A 15,885-nucleotide genomic window follows, 5' to 3' on the forward strand; every position below is an offset into this window, starting at 1 on the left:
GAATGCTGGCCGGATGACGATTGGAAACCCGGCCGGATGAACGTCGGAATCTGCACGGGCTGCACCCAGGTCAAGACGAACTGGCGATGCGCCTGCTCGTCCTCCTCCTGGCGGGCGGACGTTCCGGCATGGGCTGCCTCCAGGCTCTCGGCCTTGTCGTGATGGCCACGCTCTTCATTGGCGAGGTCGCCAAGCAGCTTGCGCGTGGCGGGATCACTGCTGGCCTGCGCGGCGTGGAGATAGAAGTTCGCCGCGTCCTCCTCCATCTTCGCCGCCTCGCCGCGGATACGCTCGATCGAGAGGTTCTCCACGAGCCATATGGGCCGGCGATTATAGTAGCCCGCGACATGCTCGCGCCGGATCAAGGGAATGACCTTGCCGAACCGGGCCTCATAGGCGTCGATCAGCCGGCGACGATGGCCATCCTCCTCGGCGGCCATCTCGTCGAAGATCGCAGCGCTGTCGGGATATTTCTCACGCAGCCGCTCGGCGTAGGTGGCATAGATCCGCCCGTCATCCTCCTCGGAGGAAATGGCGAGGGCTAGGACTTCCGCTTCAGAAAGATCGGAGAAGCGACGGCGCTGGGTGAAGGCGGGCAGCATGGTGCGGCATCCAATTTAGAAACGTTCTAAATCGAATTTACGCCACTCCCCTGTCTACCGCAACGTGGATGGTGCGGTGGAAGGCGCGATATCAGCCGCCGCGCCGTCCCGCGCCATGCGGTGCCGTTAACCTCCACTGGCTGGACAGGCTTTTCGGCTTGCGCTAATCCTGACGCATCGTCGCACTTCGGCGGTCGTAAGCGTCTCACGTCAGGCAACGCATCCCATCCGGGCGAGAACCGGCGGATGCACATTGAACCTCAAGGTTCACGCCCTGACGAACGAGACCTCACCATGAAGATCCAATCCCCGCCGCGTCGTCTTCCCGCCCGTTATGGGGCGTTCATCATGCCGTTGGTGCTGTCGCTGCTGATGACCCTCGTGGTTTCGGCCATCGCAACCTGGCGCAGCCTCGGCGTCAGCCCGGCTTTCCTGGCGACATGGCCGACCGCGTGGCTGCTGTCCTGGCTGGTGGCCTTCCCAACCTTGCTCGCGGTGCTGCCCCTGGTGCGCCGCATCGTTGCGCTGGTGGTCGAGCCGCCGCCGGCGCGCTGATCGCCAAAGAAAAGGGGCGGCCAAAGGCCGCCCCTTGCGTCGCCGGTATGCTCTGCCCGCTCAATTGTCCAGGAAGCTGCGCAGCTTGCGGCTCCGGGAGGGGTGCTTCAGCTTGCGCAGCGCCTTCGCCTCGATCTGGCGGATACGCTCGCGCGTCACCGAGAACTGCTGGCCGACCTCTTCCAGCGTGTGGTCGGTGTTCATGCCGATGCCGAAGCGCATGCGCAGCACACGCTCCTCGCGCGGCGTCAGGCTCGCCAGCACCCGCGTGGTGGTTTCCCGCAGATTGGACTGGATCGCCGCGTCGATCGGCAGGATCGCGTTCTTGTCCTCGATGAAGTCGCCGAGATGGCTGTCTTCCTCGTCGCCGATCGGGGTTTCGAGCGAGATCGGCTCCTTGGCGATCTTCAGAACCTTGCGCACTTTTTCCAGCGGCATGCCGAGCTTCTCGGCCAGCTCTTCCGGCGTCGGCTCGCGGCCGATCTCGTGCAGCATCTGGCGCGAGGTGCGGACGATCTTGTTGATCGTCTCGATCATGTGCACGGGAATGCGGATGGTGCGGGCCTGGTCGGCGATCGAGCGGGTGATCGCCTGCCGGATCCACCACGTCGCATAGGTGGAGAACTTGTAGCCGCGGCGGTACTCGAACTTGTCCACCGCCTTCATCAGGCCGATGTTGCCTTCCTGGATCAGGTCGAGGAACTGCAGGCCGCGATTGGTGTATTTCTTGGCGATGGAAATGACGAGGCGCAGATTGGCCTCCACCATTTCCTTCTTCGCCTGCCGGGCCTCGCGCTCGCCCTTCTGGACCATCTGGACGATCTTGCGGAACTCCAGGATCTCGAGGCCCGTCTCCGTGGCCAGCGAGTGGATGTCCGACCTCAGGTCGCGAATGGCATCGAGTTCCTGGCCAACAAAACCCTTCCAGCCCCGTGTGGCGAGGTTCTTCACCCGGTTCACCCACTTCGGGTCGAGTTCGGAACCCTGATACTGCTTGAGAAAGTCCTCACGGGAGACGCCGAAGCTCTCGGCAAGGCGCATCAGCCGCCCCTCGAGAGAGACGAGGCGCTTGTTGATGTCGTAGAGCTGCTCCACGAGATTGTCGATGCGCGCCTGGTTGAGCGACAGCGACTTCACGTCGAGGATCAGGTCGTCCTTGAGCTTCTTGTAGCGCCGCTCCTGCGAGGGAGAGAGGCTCTCGTTCTTCAGCTTTGATTCGACGTTCTGGTCCTGCAGGCGGCGCAGCCGCTTGTAGGCGTCGGCGACGCGGTCGAAGGTCTCCAGCACCTTCGGCTTGATTTCGGCTTCCATCGCGGCGAGCGACAGGGAATTCTCCATGTCGTCCTCGTCATCGGCGGCGATGCTCTCCCCGATGGTCGGCTCGCGCTCCTCGTCGCCGTCGGGCGCAAGGGCACCCCCCTCGACGAGCGGGGCGTTCTTGCCCTCAGGACCGGCATAGGTCGCCTCGAGGTCGATGATGTCGCGCAGGAGGACCTTGCCCTCGACCAGCTCGTCGCGCCAGATGATGATGGCCTGGAACGTCAGCGGACTTTCGCAGAGGCCGGCGATCATCGCCTCGCGGCCAGCCTCGATGCGCTTGGCGATGGCGATCTCGCCCTCGCGGGAAAGCAGTTCGACCGACCCCATCTCGCGCAGATACATGCGCACGGGGTCGTCGGTCCGCTCGCCGGGCTCGGACTTGGTCTCGGAGCGGACGACGGCACGGGGCGCCGCTTCGGCGATCTCGCCGCCGGACTCCTCCTCGTCATCCGCCGCCTCACCGCCTTCCTCGGCGGCTTCCTCGGCTTCCGCCTCCTCCGCCTCGATGACGTTGATGCCCATCTCGTTGAGCATCGCGTAGATGTCCTCGATCTGGTCGGACGACACCTCGTTGGAGGGCAGGACCTCGTTCAGTTCGTCATAGGTGACGTAGCCGCGCTTCTTGGCGAGCTTGATCATCTTGCGGACGGCGGCATCCGAAAGATCGAGCAACGGGCTGTCCGGGGTATCGCCATCCTTCTCCGGGGCTTCCGTTGCTTCCGCCGCCTGCTTCGCCATGCGTGTGCTCCTCAATCGCCGACGCCGAACAGCGGCCCCGGCGCAAGACAGCCGCCGTCCGGCGGCGCCGCCCATTCAGATCCGATCCCGACCCCACCGACAGGCCAGCCGAGAGGCCGGACCCGGCAAAACCGGCGCGTCAGCCTTCCGGGCGACGCAGACAGGGCCACCCGCACCACGGCGTTTTACCACGCACGCGGGCGAGAGACCCCAGAACTCATTACATGCTCCTCGCCGATCGACCCGACGCGGCGCCGAACCCCTCTACCAAAGCTTCGGTCCCGTCAAGTGCGGCGATTCGTTTTTGTATGTCGAGGAAGCGGGCCCAGTTCATCTCTGTCGGCTCCTCGGCGAGCGCGGTTTCGGCTTCCCTCAATTCCCTAGATAGGGCATGCGAGCGACGGTGCAAGGCCGAGCGCTGGTGCCACCACAGCTCCACATCGGTGCGGCCGGCATCGGCGAACGCCGGCCAGTCGTGCCGCGCCACCGCACTGGCCCGCACCCGGGCCGCAAGCTCGCCAAGGCCTGAGGCAGAGATGCGCGCCGCCAGATGCTCGGGCGTGTCCGCCTCGCCCTCGGTATGGGCATCGAGCAGCGCTTGTCGAAGGGAGATCGCCTCCCGGCTGGCGAAAGGCAGCTCCGCCAGTTCCTCGGCATGCCGGTCCAGCAGGAAGGGATGGTTGAGTACCGCGAAGAGCAGCAGGGCTTCATTGCGGGGCAACCCTCCCGACACCCCGCGCACCAGCGACGAGCGGCGCACCATGTCGCTCGCCACCGGCGGAGGCTCCACCGCCTCGAACGGGCGGCGGCCACGCTGGCGCCCCCCGCCGGGCGGCCGCCGCGCACCGGACGCGGCGGCCGGCGCGAACAGCTTGCGAAAGCGCTCCGTCAGATCGCTGCGGTAGTGCTTGCGGACGGTCTCATCGCCAATGCCGCGAATGATCTCGCCGATACGCGCTTCCAGCGCGGCGCGCCGCTCGGGCGTGTCGATCGGAGCGCCCTCGCTCTCGCGGCTCCACAGCTCCGCCGCCAGCGGCCGGGCTGCGACAAGCACCGCCTCCGCCGCCGGGCGGCCACCATGACGGACGAGGTCGTCGGGATCCTGACCGTCGGGCAAGGTCCCAAATCGCAGGCTCATCCCCGGCTTCAGGTGCGGAAGGGCGAGATCGACGGCCCGCCATGCCGCGCGGCGCCCCGCCTTGTCGCCGTCGAACAGCAGGATCGGTTCCGGCGCCATCTTCCACAGCAACGCAAGCTGGTCCTCGGTCAGCGCCGTCCCGAGCGGCGCCACCGCGCCCTCGAAACCGGCCTCGACGAGGGCGATGACGTCGACATAGCCCTCCACCACCACCACCGGCGCGCCTTTGTGGGCAGCGGCCCGGGCGTTGAAGGCGTTGTAGAGCAGCCCGCCTTTGTGAAAGAGCGGGGTTTCGGGCGAATTCAGATATTTGGCCGCGACATCCTTCTCCAGGGCCCGGCCGCCGAAGGCGACCACCCGGCCGCGCAGGTCGGTGATGGGAAACATCACACGGTCGCGGAAGCGATCATAAGGAACGGCGATGTCCTCGCCCGCGATCAGCAGGCCGGCCTCGACCATATCCTCCACGGGCACGCCCCGGCCGCCGAGCGCCTCCTTGAGGGCGAAGCGGTCCGAGGGGGCATAGCCCAGACGGAAGCGGGCCTGGGTGGTCGGCCCCAGACCGCGATCCGCCAGATAGCCCCTCGCCCGCGCGCCGACGCGACCCTGCAGACAGGACTCGAAGAACTGGGCCGCGAGTTCCATGACTTCATGGAGCGTCTTGCGGCGGTTCTCGCGCACCACCTCGTCGCGGGAGACCACCGGCATGGGCAGCCCGGCCATGGAGGCCAGCCGCTCCACCGCTTCAGGAAAGGGAAGCCCTTCCGTCTCCATGAGGAAATCGAACTGGTCGCCGTGCTTGCCGGAGGAGAAGCAGTGGTAGAAACCCTTCTGGTCGTTGACGTAGAAAGAGGGCGTCTTCTCCGGATTGAACGGCGAGAGGCCGCGCCATTCCCGGCCCTGCTTCTTCAGCGGGACACGCTTGCTAACCACCTCGGAAACCGGGAGGCGCGTGCGTATCTCGTCGAGGAAGGCCGGTGGAAAGCGCATGAGCCGATCAGCGTTCGAGCAGGTCCCGCATATGTACAGGCAAGCGCCGGGCCGTCAGCCCGCCAGCGGGCGGGTGAGCCGGATCGGGGTACGACCGGCTCGTCCCGGACCATAGCCGAGCATCATCAGCCGGCGCGCGGCGGAGGGCGAGCGACCAAACCCGCTGCCCCCGTTATCCCCGCTATCCCGCCCTCGTCCCGCTCCCGCAGCGGAACAGGCGACGGCTCACCCTGCGGTGAGCAGGGTCTTCACGGTTCCGCTCGCCCGGGCGAAGTCCATCACCCCGGTGTAGCGCTCCTTCAGCGCCGCCATGGTGCGGCCCATGTCCTTCAGGCCATGAGCGTCGATCTCGGCGATCACCGCGGCGACGGCAGCCTGCGCCTCCGCTTCGCTCATCTGCCGGGGCAGGAAGCCCTGGATGACCCCGACCTCGGCACGCTCCTGGGTGGCAAGGTCAACCCGGCCGGCCTCTTCATAGATCCTGGCGGATTCCTCGCGCTGCTTGATCATCTTGGTGAGCAGACCCAGCACCTCGTCATCCGAGAGCGGATCACGGCCATGGCCGCGCGCCTCGATGTCGCGGTCCTTGATCGCCGCATTGATCAGCCGCAGCGTGCCCGCACGCAGCTTGTCCTGGGCCCGGAGCGCATCCTTCAAGGATGCGTTGATCGCTTCGCGGAGCACGTCTGCCTCATCTTTCCCGAATGGCAACGCCCAGCCGCCCGCCCTGCACGAGCCCCGACGGCCGTCAACGTCGACTTGAACGAACCCGCCCCACATTCCATCGGGGCTTACCGGCTGGACCCTGCGCGTTAAGAGAACGGGATCGCCGATCCCCGCACATGCAGATCTGCCAAGCCTCAACAGCGCTGGCATCCGACGCGGTGAACGATTAATTAGGCCACCGATGACGCAGGAACAAGATCAGATGAGCGGCACCGACCCCCACAACATCCACTCGGACGATGCCTGGGCCGAGCCCGCGCCCACCGCGGTGCTGGTTCTGGCGGACGGCACGGTGCTGGAAGGCATCGGCCTCGGCGCCACCGGCCATGCGGTGGGCGAGGTGTGCTTCAACACGGCGATGACCGGCTACCAGGAGATCCTCACCGATCCCTCCTATGCCGGGCAGATCATCACCTTCACCTTTCCCCACATCGGCAATGTCGGGACCAACGAGGAGGACATCGAGACCATCTCGATGGCCGGCGCCTCGGGAGTACGCGGGGTCGTTCTGCATTCCGGCATCACCGACCCTTCAAACTACCGGGCGACCCGCCACTTCGACCAGTGGCTGAAGGCCCGCGGCATCATCGGCATCGCCGGCATCGACACCCGCGCGCTCACCGCGCTGATACGCGACAAGGGCATGCCGAACGCGGTGATTGCCCACGCGGAAGATGGCGTGTTCGACCTTCCCGCCCTGAAGGCGGAAGCGGCCGAATGGCCGGGTCTGGTCGGAATGGATCTGGTGCCGATGGTGACCAGCGCCCAGCGATTCACCTGGGACGAGACACCCTGGCAGTGGGGCAAGGGCTACGGCACCCAGACCGCGCCGGCCCACCACGTCGTCGCCATCGACTACGGCATCAAGCGCAACATCCTGCGGCTGCTCGCCCGGGCCGGCTGCCGGGTGACGGTGGTACCCGCCACCACCTCCGCCGAGGAGATTCTCGCCCTCCAGCCGGACGGCGTCTTCCTCTCCAACGGCCCGGGCGACCCTGCCGCCACCGGCGAATATGCGGTGCCGGTCATCCGCGAGATCATCGACCGCGGCGTGCCCACCTTCGGCATCTGCCTCGGTCACCAGATGATCGGCCTCGCTGTGGGCGGCCGCACCATGAAGATGCACCAGGGCCACCACGGCGCGAACCACCCGGTGAAGGACCAGACCACCGGCAAGGTGGAGATCACCTCCATGAATCACGGCTTCGCGGTGGACCGTGACAGCCTGCCGGCGAACGCTACAGAGACGCACGTCTCGCTGTTCGACGGGTCCAATGCCGGCATCGCGCTTGCCGACAGGCCGGTGTTCTCGGTGCAGTACCATCCGGAAGCGAGCCCCGGCCCCCAGGACAGCCATTATCTCTTCGACCGCTTCGTCGAGATGATCGCGCGTCACAAGGACAAGGCCGCCTGACGGCGCGAACCCGCCGGCCGCCCGGAACCGGCGGGCATCAGCGTGCTTAGAGTGGGCGCCCCGGCAGGGGATCACGAGGAGACGCGCCGATGCCTGAGCCCGATACCCGCCGCTTCGCCTCCTCACGGGGCGTGCCCAACAACCCTTACCTGCCGGTGCTGCTGTATTGCGGCGTGCTGCTGGGCGCGGCCTCGACGTTCGAATCGCTGCTGGATGCGAATGGCTGGGAGCCGCGCTGGCGCAACGGCGTCTATGACTATCACCATTTCCACAGCACCGCGCATGAGACGCTCGGCTTCGTGCGCGGTGCCGCCAGCATCAAGCTCGGCGGCGAGGATGGCGAAGTGTTCGAGGTCGGACCCGGCGACATCCTCGTTCTGCCGGCCGGCACCGGGCACAAGCGGCTCTCCGCCAGCGACGACCTTCTCGTTGTCGGGGCCTATCCGCCCGGCCAACACTACGAGGTCGAGCGCGCCGCCGACGACGACGCGGGACTTGAGGCGGCGCTCGCCCGTATCGCGGCCGTGCCGCTGCCGGAGACGGACCCGCTCACAGGGTGGGACGGCGCCCTGCTCCGGCTGTGGAGGCGTTAGGGCAGGATTGCGCGCCCTGCCCTTCCCCCTGTGCTGAATCTGGTCTATGGGAAGCGCCACGTCGCGGGGAGACACCCCGCCAAGAAAGTCCAAGCCGGTGCAAGCCAAGGACGCGTTACCCTGCGCGTCCTTTTTCGTGCGACCGGAGCAATGCGCGAGCCGCACGGAAACCGATGCCGAAACGCACAGACATCTCGACCATCCTCATCATCGGCGCGGGCCCCATCGTTATCGGCCAGGCCTGCGAATTCGATTACTCCGGCACCCAGGCGGTGAAGACGCTCCGCGAAGAGGGGTACCGGGTGGTGCTGGTGAACTCCAATCCGGCAACCATCATGACGGATCCGGAGCTGGCGGACGCCACCTATATCGAGCCGATCACCCCCGAGATTGTCGCCAAGATCATCGCGAAGGAACGCACGGTCCTTCCCGGCGGCTTCGCCCTGCTGCCGACCATGGGCGGGCAGACGGCACTGAACTGCGCCCTCTCGCTCAAGAAGATGGGCGTGCTGGAGGCCTATGACGTCGAGATGATCGGCGCCACCGCCGAGGCCATCGACAAGGCCGAGGATCGCCAGCTTTTCCGCGACGCCATGACGAAGATCGGCCTCGACACCCCGCGTTCGATGCAGGTGAAGACGCTGGCCCAGGCGCTCGGCGCGCTGGATTATGTCGGGCTGCCCACCATCATCCGCCCCAGCTTCACCATGGGCGGTCAGGGCGGCGGCATCGCCTACAACAAGGCGGAGTTCATCGAGATCGTGGAGCGCGGCATCGACGCCTCGCCCACCAACGAGGTGCTGATCGAGGAGAGCGTGCTCGGCTGGAAGGAGTACGAGATGGAGGTCGTCCGCGACAAGGCGGACAACTGCATCATCGTCTGCTCCATCGAGAACATCGACCCGATGGGCGTGCATACCGGCGACTCCATCACCGTCGCCCCGGCGCTGACGCTGACCGACAAGGAATACCAGGTCATGCGCGACGCCTCGCTGGCGGTGCTGCGCGAGATCGGCGTCGAGACCGGTGGCTCGAACGTGCAGTTCGCGATCGACCCGGCAAGCGGCCGCATGATCGTGATCGAGATGAACCCGCGGGTGTCGCGCTCCTCGGCGCTGGCCTCCAAGGCGACCGGCTTCCCGATCGCCAAGGTCGCGGCGCGGCTCGCGGTCGGCTACACGATGGACGAGATCGCCAACGACATCACCGGCGGGGCGACCCCGGCCTCGTTCGAACCGACGATCGACTACGTCGTCACCAAAATACCGCGCTTCGCCTTCGAGAAGTTCCCCGGCTCCGATCCGGTGCTCACCACCTCGATGAAGTCGGTCGGCGAGGCGATGGCGATCGGCCGGACCTTCCCGGAAAGCCTCCAGAAGGCGCTTCGCTCGCTCGAGACCGGGCTCACCGGGCTCGACGAGATCGAGATCGACGGTCTCGGCCAGGGCGACGACAAGAACGCCATCCGCGCCGCCATCAGCACCCCGACGCCGGACCGGCTGCTGAAGGTCGCCCAGGCCATGCGGCTCGGCTTCGACAACGAGACCATCCACACCGCCTGCAAGATCGACCCTTGGTTCCTGGAGCAGTTGCGCGCCATCGTGGAGATGGAGGCGAAGGTCCGCACCCACGGCCTGCCGCGCAACGCGGCGGCCTTCCGCCGGCTCAAGGCGATGGGCTTCTCGGATTCCCGTCTGGCCGGACTCGCCCGCATGACCGAGGAACAGGTCACCGGCCGCCGCCTCGCGTTGGGGGTGCGCCCGGTCTACAAGCGCATCGACACCTGTGCCGCCGAATTCGCCTCCCCCACCGCCTATATGTACTCGACCTACGAGGCGCCCTTCGCCGGCGCGCCGGCGGATGAGTCGCGGCCCTCTAGCGCAAAGAAGGTTGCGATCCTTGGCGGCGGGCCGAACCGTATCGGGCAGGGCATCGAGTTCGACTATTGCTGCTGCCACGCCGCCTTCGCGCTGAAGGAGGCGGGGTACGAGACCATCATGGTCAACTGCAACCCGGAAACCGTGTCGACCGACTATGACACCTCGGATCGGCTCTATTTCGAGCCGCTCACCGCCGAGGACGTGATCGAGGTGCTGGACCGTGAGCGGAGCCAGGGCACGCTGCACGGCGTCATCGTCCAGTTCGGCGGCCAGACCCCGCTGAAGCTGGCCCATGCGCTGGAACAGGCCGACATCCCGATTCTCGGCACCTCGCCCGACGCCATCGACCTCGCCGAGGACCGCGACCGGTTCAAGACGCTGCTGGACCGGCTGAAGCTGCGCCAGCCCGCCAATGGAATCGCCTATTCCGTCGAGCAGGCCCGCCTCATCGCCGGCGATCTCGGCTATCCCCTCGTGGTGCGCCCGTCCTACGTGCTCGGCGGCCGCGCGATGCAGATCATTCACGACAACACCCAGCTCGGTGACTACCTGCTGGAGACGCTGCCCGGGCTGGTGCCGAACGACGTGAAGGCCCGCTATCCCAACGACAAGACCGGCCAGATCAACACCGTCCTCGGCAAGAACCCGCTGCTGTTCGACCGGTATCTCTCGGACGCGATCGAGGTCGATGTGGACTGCCTCGCCGACGGCAAGGACACCTTCATCTGCGGGATCATGGAGCACATCGAAGAAGCCGGCATCCATTCCGGTGATTCGGCCTGCTCGCTGCCGCCCCACTCGCTCACCACCGACATGATCGACCGGCTTGAACGCCAGACCCGCGGCCTCGCGCTGGCGCTCGGGGTCGGCGGGCTGATGAACGTGCAGTACGCCATCAAGGACGGCGACATCTACGTGCTGGAGGTCAATCCGCGGGCCTCGCGCACCGTGCCCTTCGTCGCCAAGGTCATCGGCCAGCCCATCGCCAAGATCGCCTCGCGCGTCATGGCGGGAGAACCTCTGGCCAGCTTCGGCCTCAGCGCGCCGAAGCTGGACCATGTCGCTGTGAAGGAGGCGGTGTTCCCCTTCGCCCGCTTCCCGGGCGTTGACACCATCCTCGGCCCCGAGATGCGCTCCACCGGTGAGGTGATGGGCCTCGACCGCTCCTATGAGGTCGCCTTCGCCAAGAGCCAGCTCGGGGGCGGCACCAAGGTGCCGAAGTCCGGCACCGTGTTCGTCTCCGTGCGCGAGGACGACAAGCCCCGCATCCTGGAGTCGATCCGCCTGCTGAACACGCTGGGCTTCAAGGTCATCGCCACCTCCGGCACCCAGCGCTACCTCGCCGCCAACGGCATTCCCAGCACCAAGATCAACAAGGTTCTGGAAGGTCGGCCGCACATTGTCGACGCCATCAAGAATGGCGAGGTCCAGCTGGTGTTCAACACCACCGAGGGAGCCCAGGCTCTGGCGGACAGCCGGTCGCTTCGCCGCGCCGCCCTCTTGCATAAAGTGCCGTACTACACCACGCTATCAGGAGCCGTCGCAGCCGCGCTCGGGATCAAGGCCTATATCGGCGGCGATCTCCAGGTGCGTGCGCTGCAGGATTACTTCGGCGCCGCGCGTTCCTGACCATTCGTGGTGCAGCGTGACGGCGGCGCCCACACCGACATCGTGACCCCCGCGATGGATCTTGGAAGCCCCTCCGGGCCTCCAGTTCCACGCGGGCGTGACGCATGTTTGATAGGGAGGTCTTGAAAGACCTATGGAAAAGGTTCCGATGACCGTCTCCGGGCACGCAGCGCTCGAGGCGGAACTGAAGCAGCGTCAGCAGATCGAGCGCCCGCGCATCATCAACGCGATTTCGGAAGCGCGCGCCCATGGCGACCTTTCCGAAAACGCGGAATATCACGCGGCCAAGGAGCAGCAGGCGCTGAACGAAGGCCGCATCGCCGAGCTCGAGGACAAGCTCTCCCGCGCCGATATCATCGACATCACCAAGATGTCAGGGGACGTGGTGAAGTTCGGCGCCACCGTGACGCTGGTGGACGAGGATACCGAGGAAGAGCGGCGCTGGCAGATCGTCGGCGACATGGAAGCCGATGCCAAGGCCGGCCGCATCTCCATTTCCTCGCCGATGGCCCGTGCCCTGATCGGCAAGAAACAGGGCACCTCGGTCGAGGTGGTGACGCCCAAGGGCGCCCGCTCCTATGAGATCACGGACGTCCGCTTCGGCTGATCGCAGAGCCCGTCCGGCGTGGTGCCGGCTTTCGGCGCCTTCCAGCGGAGGACGCCATGCCTGACAGCAAGCCCATGAACCCGGATGCCGGCGCCCCCTCCTTCGAGGCGGCGCCGGCCCGGAACCCGTCGCGGCCGGACATGGCGGCGGTCGAGGTCATCGCGCCCAATTTCAAGAAACGTCTCTCCGGCGTCACCGCGACGCTGGAGCGCGTGGTGCCGGCGCAGGCCCGTCAGGTCGGCATCGTCGCCCTCGGGCCCGGCCTCGCCGGCGACGTGCCCCGCATCGGCTGGGGCGACCTGCTGCGGCTGTGGCGCCGGCCAGCCAGCGGCCGGCCGCGCATCTGGCACGCCCGCCGCAACGTCGAGATGCTCCCCGGCGTGTTGTTGCGCGATGTGCTGCGCATGCCGCTGAAGCTGGTCTTCACCTCCGCCTCGCAGCGCCGCCACACCCGCTGGACCCGCTTCCTCATCGGGCGGATGGACGCGGTGATCGCCACCTCGGCGGCGACGGCGGGCTATCTGGAACGGCCTTCCACCATCGTCCATCACGGCATCGACACCGAACGCTTCCGCCCTGCGGCGGACCGCGCGGCGGCACGCGCCGCGCTCGGGCTGCCAAATCTGAGGCTCGTCGGCTGCTTTGGCCGCATTCGCCGGCAGAAGGGCACGGACCTCTTCGTCGACGCGCTGATCGACGTTCTGCCGGCACGGCCGGACTGGGGCGGCGTTGTTCTGGGCCGCGCCACCGGCCCGCATGAGGAGTTCCTCGCCGGCCTCAAGGCCAGGGTTGCCGCAGCGGGGCTCGCCGACCGCATCCTGTTTCCGGGAGAGGTGCCGACGCGCGCGGTCGCCGACTGGTACCCCCCGCTTGACCTCTATGTCGCGCCGCAGCGCTGGGAAGGATTCGGCGTCACCCCTCTGGAGGCCATGGCCTGCGGCGTGCCGGTGGTGGCCACACTGGTGGGCGCCTTTCCCGAACTGATTTCGGAAGGTCGCACCGGCGCGCTGGTGCCGCCGGACAACGGCATCGCCATGGCGGCGGCGATCGCGGCCTTCATGGACGCAGGCGAGGAAACGCGGGCACAGATGCGCGAGGACGCCCGTGCGCAGGCGCTGGCCGAGCATTCCATCGAGGAAGAGGCCCGGCGCCTCAACGCGGTCTACGAGGCAATCTGGGCGGCCTGAGCGGGCGGCACGAGGCCGAGGATCGGCGCCACCGCCCGCGCGATCGCGTCGCGCGCATCGGTGGTCGGCGGGACGAGGCGGAGGAGTGTTTGCGCGAACTGTTCCGCCGTGACAGTGCCCAGCGGCAGGATGCCGAGGTTCGGGCCCGCCGCCATCGCCGCAATCGCCTCGTTGGCGTAGCCGTCATGCACCACGGCTGAACGCAGGCCGATCACCGGCCGCTTCGCGGTCAGGCCCTCCGCCAGCATGCTCATGGAATCCTCGGTCACCACGATAGCGTCGGCGCGGTAGAGATTTCCGGCGGAGCCGGAGCCGGCGCGGCGGAAATCGATGAACTCCGCGAGTTTGCCGGCGGCATCCAGCGCCGCGAACATGTCGCCGACGTCGTCCGGCGTCCGGCGGGAGGTGCTGACGCGCCAGCGCACGCCGTAGCGATCGGCAACCTCGCCGACGAGGCGCACCAGCGAGGCCCATTCATTCGCCGGGAACTCCTTGCGATAGGCGGTGCCGCCGATGAGCAGCGCCAGCTCCGCTCCGCGCAGGTCCTCCGGCGCGGCGAGACGGCGCGGCGGCGGCAGCAGGTCCGGGTTCACGGTATTGGGGATCAGCGCATAGGCCGAACGCGGGTTGCCGGCCGAACGGGGCGAGGCCACGATCTGCAGGTCGACCTCGCGGGTGTCGTAGCCGCCGATCTGGCCGGAATAGAGGAACGGCACCCCGAACACGCGCTTCAGCAGGATTCCGGCGGAAATGGTCGGCCGCCCCGAACCGACCAGCGCATCCGGCCGCTCCAGCGCGGCAACGTCGATCCGGTACATCGCCTTCAGCCAGTAGGCGGGGTCGCGAGCATAGCGGCGCATGATGATCTTGCGGATGTCGTCATGGGCGAACCAGCTCGGGCGGATGTCGATCCGGCGAATGTCGACCGGCGTCATGCGGCCGATGGCGAGCGCAACGCCCTCGGCCTGATGGAAATGGCCCGGCTTCTTGTCGCGCAGCACCAGCAGTTTCATCACGCCACCCGGGGCCTTCGCAGCCGCGCGAGGCGGCGCTTCATGTCGTTCAGCTTCTTGGCGATCTTGCGCGACAGCCAGCTCCGCAGCGGCCGGCCGGCATAAGGTGTCGCCCGGCGATGACGCAGGAAGACGTCGCGGGCGGGATGGCCGCAATCGGCGAAATTCGGCTTTTCCTGCCCGATGAAGTGGATGATCCGCGCCGCCTTCCACACCTCCGGCGGATCGGGATAACGCCCGCCGACCTTGGGGCGGTGACGGTTCCAGGTGTCGTCGAGCCGCGCCCAGTCGCCCGCCAGCGCGCCGTTCAGCGCGTCCTGATCCATCATCGGCAGGTCCGGTCGCGCGGCGACGAAGGCGAAGGCGCGCTCGGCCACCCGCGCCGCCCGCCACGCGGCGAGGTCGATCAGCAGCACGCCGCTGTTGAAGTAGATCGTGCTGTCGGGAAGGCCGATCTTGCGGTTGCGCGCGATCCGCCGCTCCGGCGTCGCCGCGTCCTCCACCGCCCCGACCGCACGACCGCCGAGGTCGAGCGTCTCCAGCGGGGCGAGGGAGCCGTTCACCACCGTGTCGCAATCGACATAGAGCAGCCGTCCGGTGGCTTCCGGCAGCTTCGCCGGCATCAGCACCCGGGCATAGGCGGTGCGGGAGAGATGGCGGCTCACCGGAAGGCGGGTGAAGCGCTCGATCTCGTCGGCGGCGAGATCGACGAAGCACAGATCCCCGCGCGGCCAGCTCTCCGCCATGCGGGCTTTGTCCGCGGCCGCGACATTGTCGCAGAAGACATAGACCGCCTCCACCTCCGGCCCGGCATGGACCGCGAGGGAGGCCAGCAGCACCGCCGTCAGCTCGACATAGGCGGGATCGGTGGCGGTCGCGACGATCATGTCGCCGGAAGCTCCATGGGTACCACCGCCGCATCCTTGGCCTGGCGGAGGGTGAGCGCGGTCTTGACGTTGCGCACATTCGGCGCGCCGGTGAGTTCCAGCACGAAGTTCTGGAAGCTGCGCAGATCGGGCGCGACGCAGAGCAGGATGAAATCCGTTTCGCCGGAGAGCATCCAGCAGGCGCGGACCAGCGGCCAGCGCTCCACCTGCTCGGCGAAGGCGGAGAGGTCGGCCTCCGCCTGGCTGACCAGATGCACCATGGCGAACGCCATGAGGTCGAAGCCGAGCTTCTTCTCGTCGAGCAGGACGCGGTAGCCCTTGATGAGCCCCTCCTCCTCCAGCGCCCGCACGCGGCGCAGGCACGGCGGCGCCGAGATTCCCACCCGCCGCGACAGCTCGACATTGGTGATGCGACCGTCGTTCTGCAGCTCGCGCAGGATGTTCCAGTCGATATCGTCGATCCGGCGTGGCACGAGGCTCTCCCTTGGGCGCCCTCCGAAGAAGCGGCGGCAGCGGGCGCACCATACTGGACGGCCGCCGCAGCGCAATAATGTTTCCCGTGGAGGCCGCGGTGCGATGCCTCCTCCTATGGACAACTTTCGGATA

At 67.3% G+C, this 15,885-nt stretch carries 13 protein-coding genes; 6 read left to right on the top strand and 7 right to left on the bottom strand.

Going from position 1 to position 15,885, the window contains the following annotated elements; translation table 11 throughout:
- The coding region (locus tag KHC27_RS03765; RefSeq protein WP_213335242.1) for a ferritin-like domain-containing protein at window positions 1–602 on the bottom strand (602 nt) is incomplete at its 3' end.
- 294 nt (window positions 603–896) lie between these two features.
- On the opposite strand from KHC27_RS03765, the gene KHC27_RS03770 reads away from it, so the two are divergent.
- On the top strand, window positions 897–1,157 hold the full coding sequence (locus KHC27_RS03770) for a DUF2798 domain-containing protein (protein WP_213335244.1): 261 nt from the start codon (window positions 897–899) through the stop codon (window positions 1,155–1,157).
- 60 nt (window positions 1,158–1,217) lie between these two features.
- On the opposite strand, the gene rpoD is transcribed toward KHC27_RS03770, so the two are convergent.
- The 3 genes from rpoD to KHC27_RS03785 form a co-directional block, all read right to left on the bottom strand.
- On the bottom strand, window positions 1,218–3,215 hold the full coding sequence (gene rpoD, locus KHC27_RS03775) for an RNA polymerase sigma factor RpoD (protein ID WP_213335246.1): 1,998 nt from the start codon (window positions 3,213–3,215) through the stop codon (window positions 1,218–1,220).
- Window positions 3,216–3,435: 220 nt separating this feature from the next.
- A complete protein-coding gene (gene dnaG, locus KHC27_RS03780) occupies window positions 3,436–5,343 on the bottom strand; it encodes a DNA primase (RefSeq protein ID WP_213335248.1) in 1,908 nt (635 codons plus the stop codon).
- Window positions 5,344–5,568: 225 nt separating this feature from the next.
- A complete protein-coding gene (locus KHC27_RS03785; protein ID WP_343210824.1) occupies window positions 5,569–6,027 on the bottom strand; it encodes a GatB/YqeY domain-containing protein in 459 nt (152 codons plus the stop codon).
- Window positions 6,028–6,271: 244 nt separating this feature from the next.
- Here KHC27_RS03785 and carA point away from each other — a divergent pair, with 244 nt between their 5' ends.
- The 5 genes from carA (at window position 6,272) to KHC27_RS03810 (ending at window position 13,379) form a co-directional block, all read left to right on the top strand.
- Window positions 6,272–7,483 (top strand): glutamine-hydrolyzing carbamoyl-phosphate synthase small subunit, encoded by a 1,212-nt coding sequence (gene carA, locus KHC27_RS03790; protein WP_213335252.1) that lies wholly within the window; start codon window positions 6,272–6,274, stop codon window positions 7,481–7,483.
- Window positions 7,484–7,572: 89 nt separating this feature from the next.
- Entirely contained in the window at window positions 7,573–8,076 is a 504-nt protein-coding gene (locus KHC27_RS03795; protein ID WP_213335255.1) for a cupin, read from the top strand.
- A 173-nt stretch (window positions 8,077–8,249) separates the two neighbouring features.
- A complete protein-coding gene (gene carB / locus KHC27_RS03800; RefSeq protein ID WP_213335257.1) occupies window positions 8,250–11,585 on the top strand; it encodes a carbamoyl-phosphate synthase large subunit in 3,336 nt (1,111 codons plus the stop codon).
- A 133-nt stretch (window positions 11,586–11,718) separates the two neighbouring features.
- The gene (gene greA / locus KHC27_RS03805) at window positions 11,719–12,192 is read left to right on the top strand and encodes a transcription elongation factor GreA (RefSeq protein WP_213335259.1); all 474 of its coding nucleotides are present in this window, start codon (window positions 11,719–11,721) and stop codon (window positions 12,190–12,192) included.
- 140 nt (window positions 12,193–12,332) lie between these two features.
- Window positions 12,333–13,379 (top strand): glycosyltransferase family 4 protein, encoded by a 1,047-nt coding sequence (locus KHC27_RS03810; RefSeq protein WP_246518843.1) that lies wholly within the window; start codon window positions 12,333–12,335, stop codon window positions 13,377–13,379.
- On the opposite strand, the gene KHC27_RS03815 is transcribed toward KHC27_RS03810, so the two are convergent.
- Genes KHC27_RS03815 through KHC27_RS03825 form a run of 3 tightly spaced genes read right to left on the bottom strand, consistent with a single transcriptional unit; the run spans window position 13,355 to window position 15,752 of the window.
- Window positions 13,355–14,392, bottom strand: a complete 1,038-nt coding sequence (locus KHC27_RS03815; RefSeq protein ID WP_213335261.1) for an ELM1/GtrOC1 family putative glycosyltransferase — start codon at window positions 14,390–14,392, stop codon at window positions 13,355–13,357. The two genes, KHC27_RS03810 and KHC27_RS03815, sit on opposite strands and share 25 nt — an antisense overlap.
- Window positions 14,392–15,279 carry a glycosyltransferase family 8 protein gene (locus KHC27_RS03820; RefSeq protein ID WP_213335263.1) on the bottom strand — a complete coding sequence of 296 codons (888 nt, stop codon included), beginning with the start codon at window positions 15,277–15,279 and terminating at the stop codon, window positions 14,392–14,394. The genes KHC27_RS03815 and KHC27_RS03820 overlap by 1 nt, the downstream gene beginning before the upstream one ends.
- Complete coding sequence (locus KHC27_RS03825) at window positions 15,276–15,752, bottom strand: Lrp/AsnC family transcriptional regulator (protein ID WP_213335265.1); 477 nt, start codon at window positions 15,750–15,752, stop codon at window positions 15,276–15,278. The genes KHC27_RS03820 and KHC27_RS03825 overlap by 4 nt, the downstream gene beginning before the upstream one ends.
- Window positions 15,753–15,885: the final 133 nt, after the last annotated feature.

The organism is Ancylobacter lacus, assembly GCF_018390635.1.
In the GTDB taxonomy this organism is placed as follows: domain Bacteria; phylum Pseudomonadota; class Alphaproteobacteria; order Rhizobiales; family Xanthobacteraceae; genus Ancylobacter; species Ancylobacter lacus.

What these genes read in the sequence shown, in the direction of transcription:
- KHC27_RS03770 (WP_213335244.1), top strand. Translation starts at nt 897, where the DNA reads ATGAAGATCCAATCCCCGCCGCGTCGTCTTCCCGCCCGTTATGGGGCG.
- rpoD (WP_213335246.1), bottom strand. Translation starts at nt 3,215, where the DNA reads ATGGCGAAGCAGGCGGCGGAAGCAACGGAAGCCCCGGAGAAGGATGGC.
- dnaG (WP_213335248.1), bottom strand. Translation starts at nt 5,343, where the DNA reads ATGCGCTTTCCACCGGCCTTCCTCGACGAGATACGCACGCGCCTCCCG.
- carA (WP_213335252.1), top strand. Translation starts at nt 6,272, where the DNA reads ATGAGCGGCACCGACCCCCACAACATCCACTCGGACGATGCCTGGGCC.
- KHC27_RS03795 (WP_213335255.1), top strand. Translation starts at nt 7,573, where the DNA reads ATGCCTGAGCCCGATACCCGCCGCTTCGCCTCCTCACGGGGCGTGCCC.
- carB (WP_213335257.1), top strand. Translation starts at nt 8,250, where the DNA reads ATGCCGAAACGCACAGACATCTCGACCATCCTCATCATCGGCGCGGGC.
- greA (WP_213335259.1), top strand. Translation starts at nt 11,719, where the DNA reads ATGGAAAAGGTTCCGATGACCGTCTCCGGGCACGCAGCGCTCGAGGCG.
- KHC27_RS03810 (WP_246518843.1), top strand. Translation starts at nt 12,333, where the DNA reads ATGGCGGCGGTCGAGGTCATCGCGCCCAATTTCAAGAAACGTCTCTCC.
- KHC27_RS03815 (WP_213335261.1), bottom strand. Translation starts at nt 14,392, where the DNA reads ATGAAACTGCTGGTGCTGCGCGACAAGAAGCCGGGCCATTTCCATCAG.
- KHC27_RS03820 (WP_213335263.1), bottom strand. Translation starts at nt 15,279, where the DNA reads ATGATCGTCGCGACCGCCACCGATCCCGCCTATGTCGAGCTGACGGCG.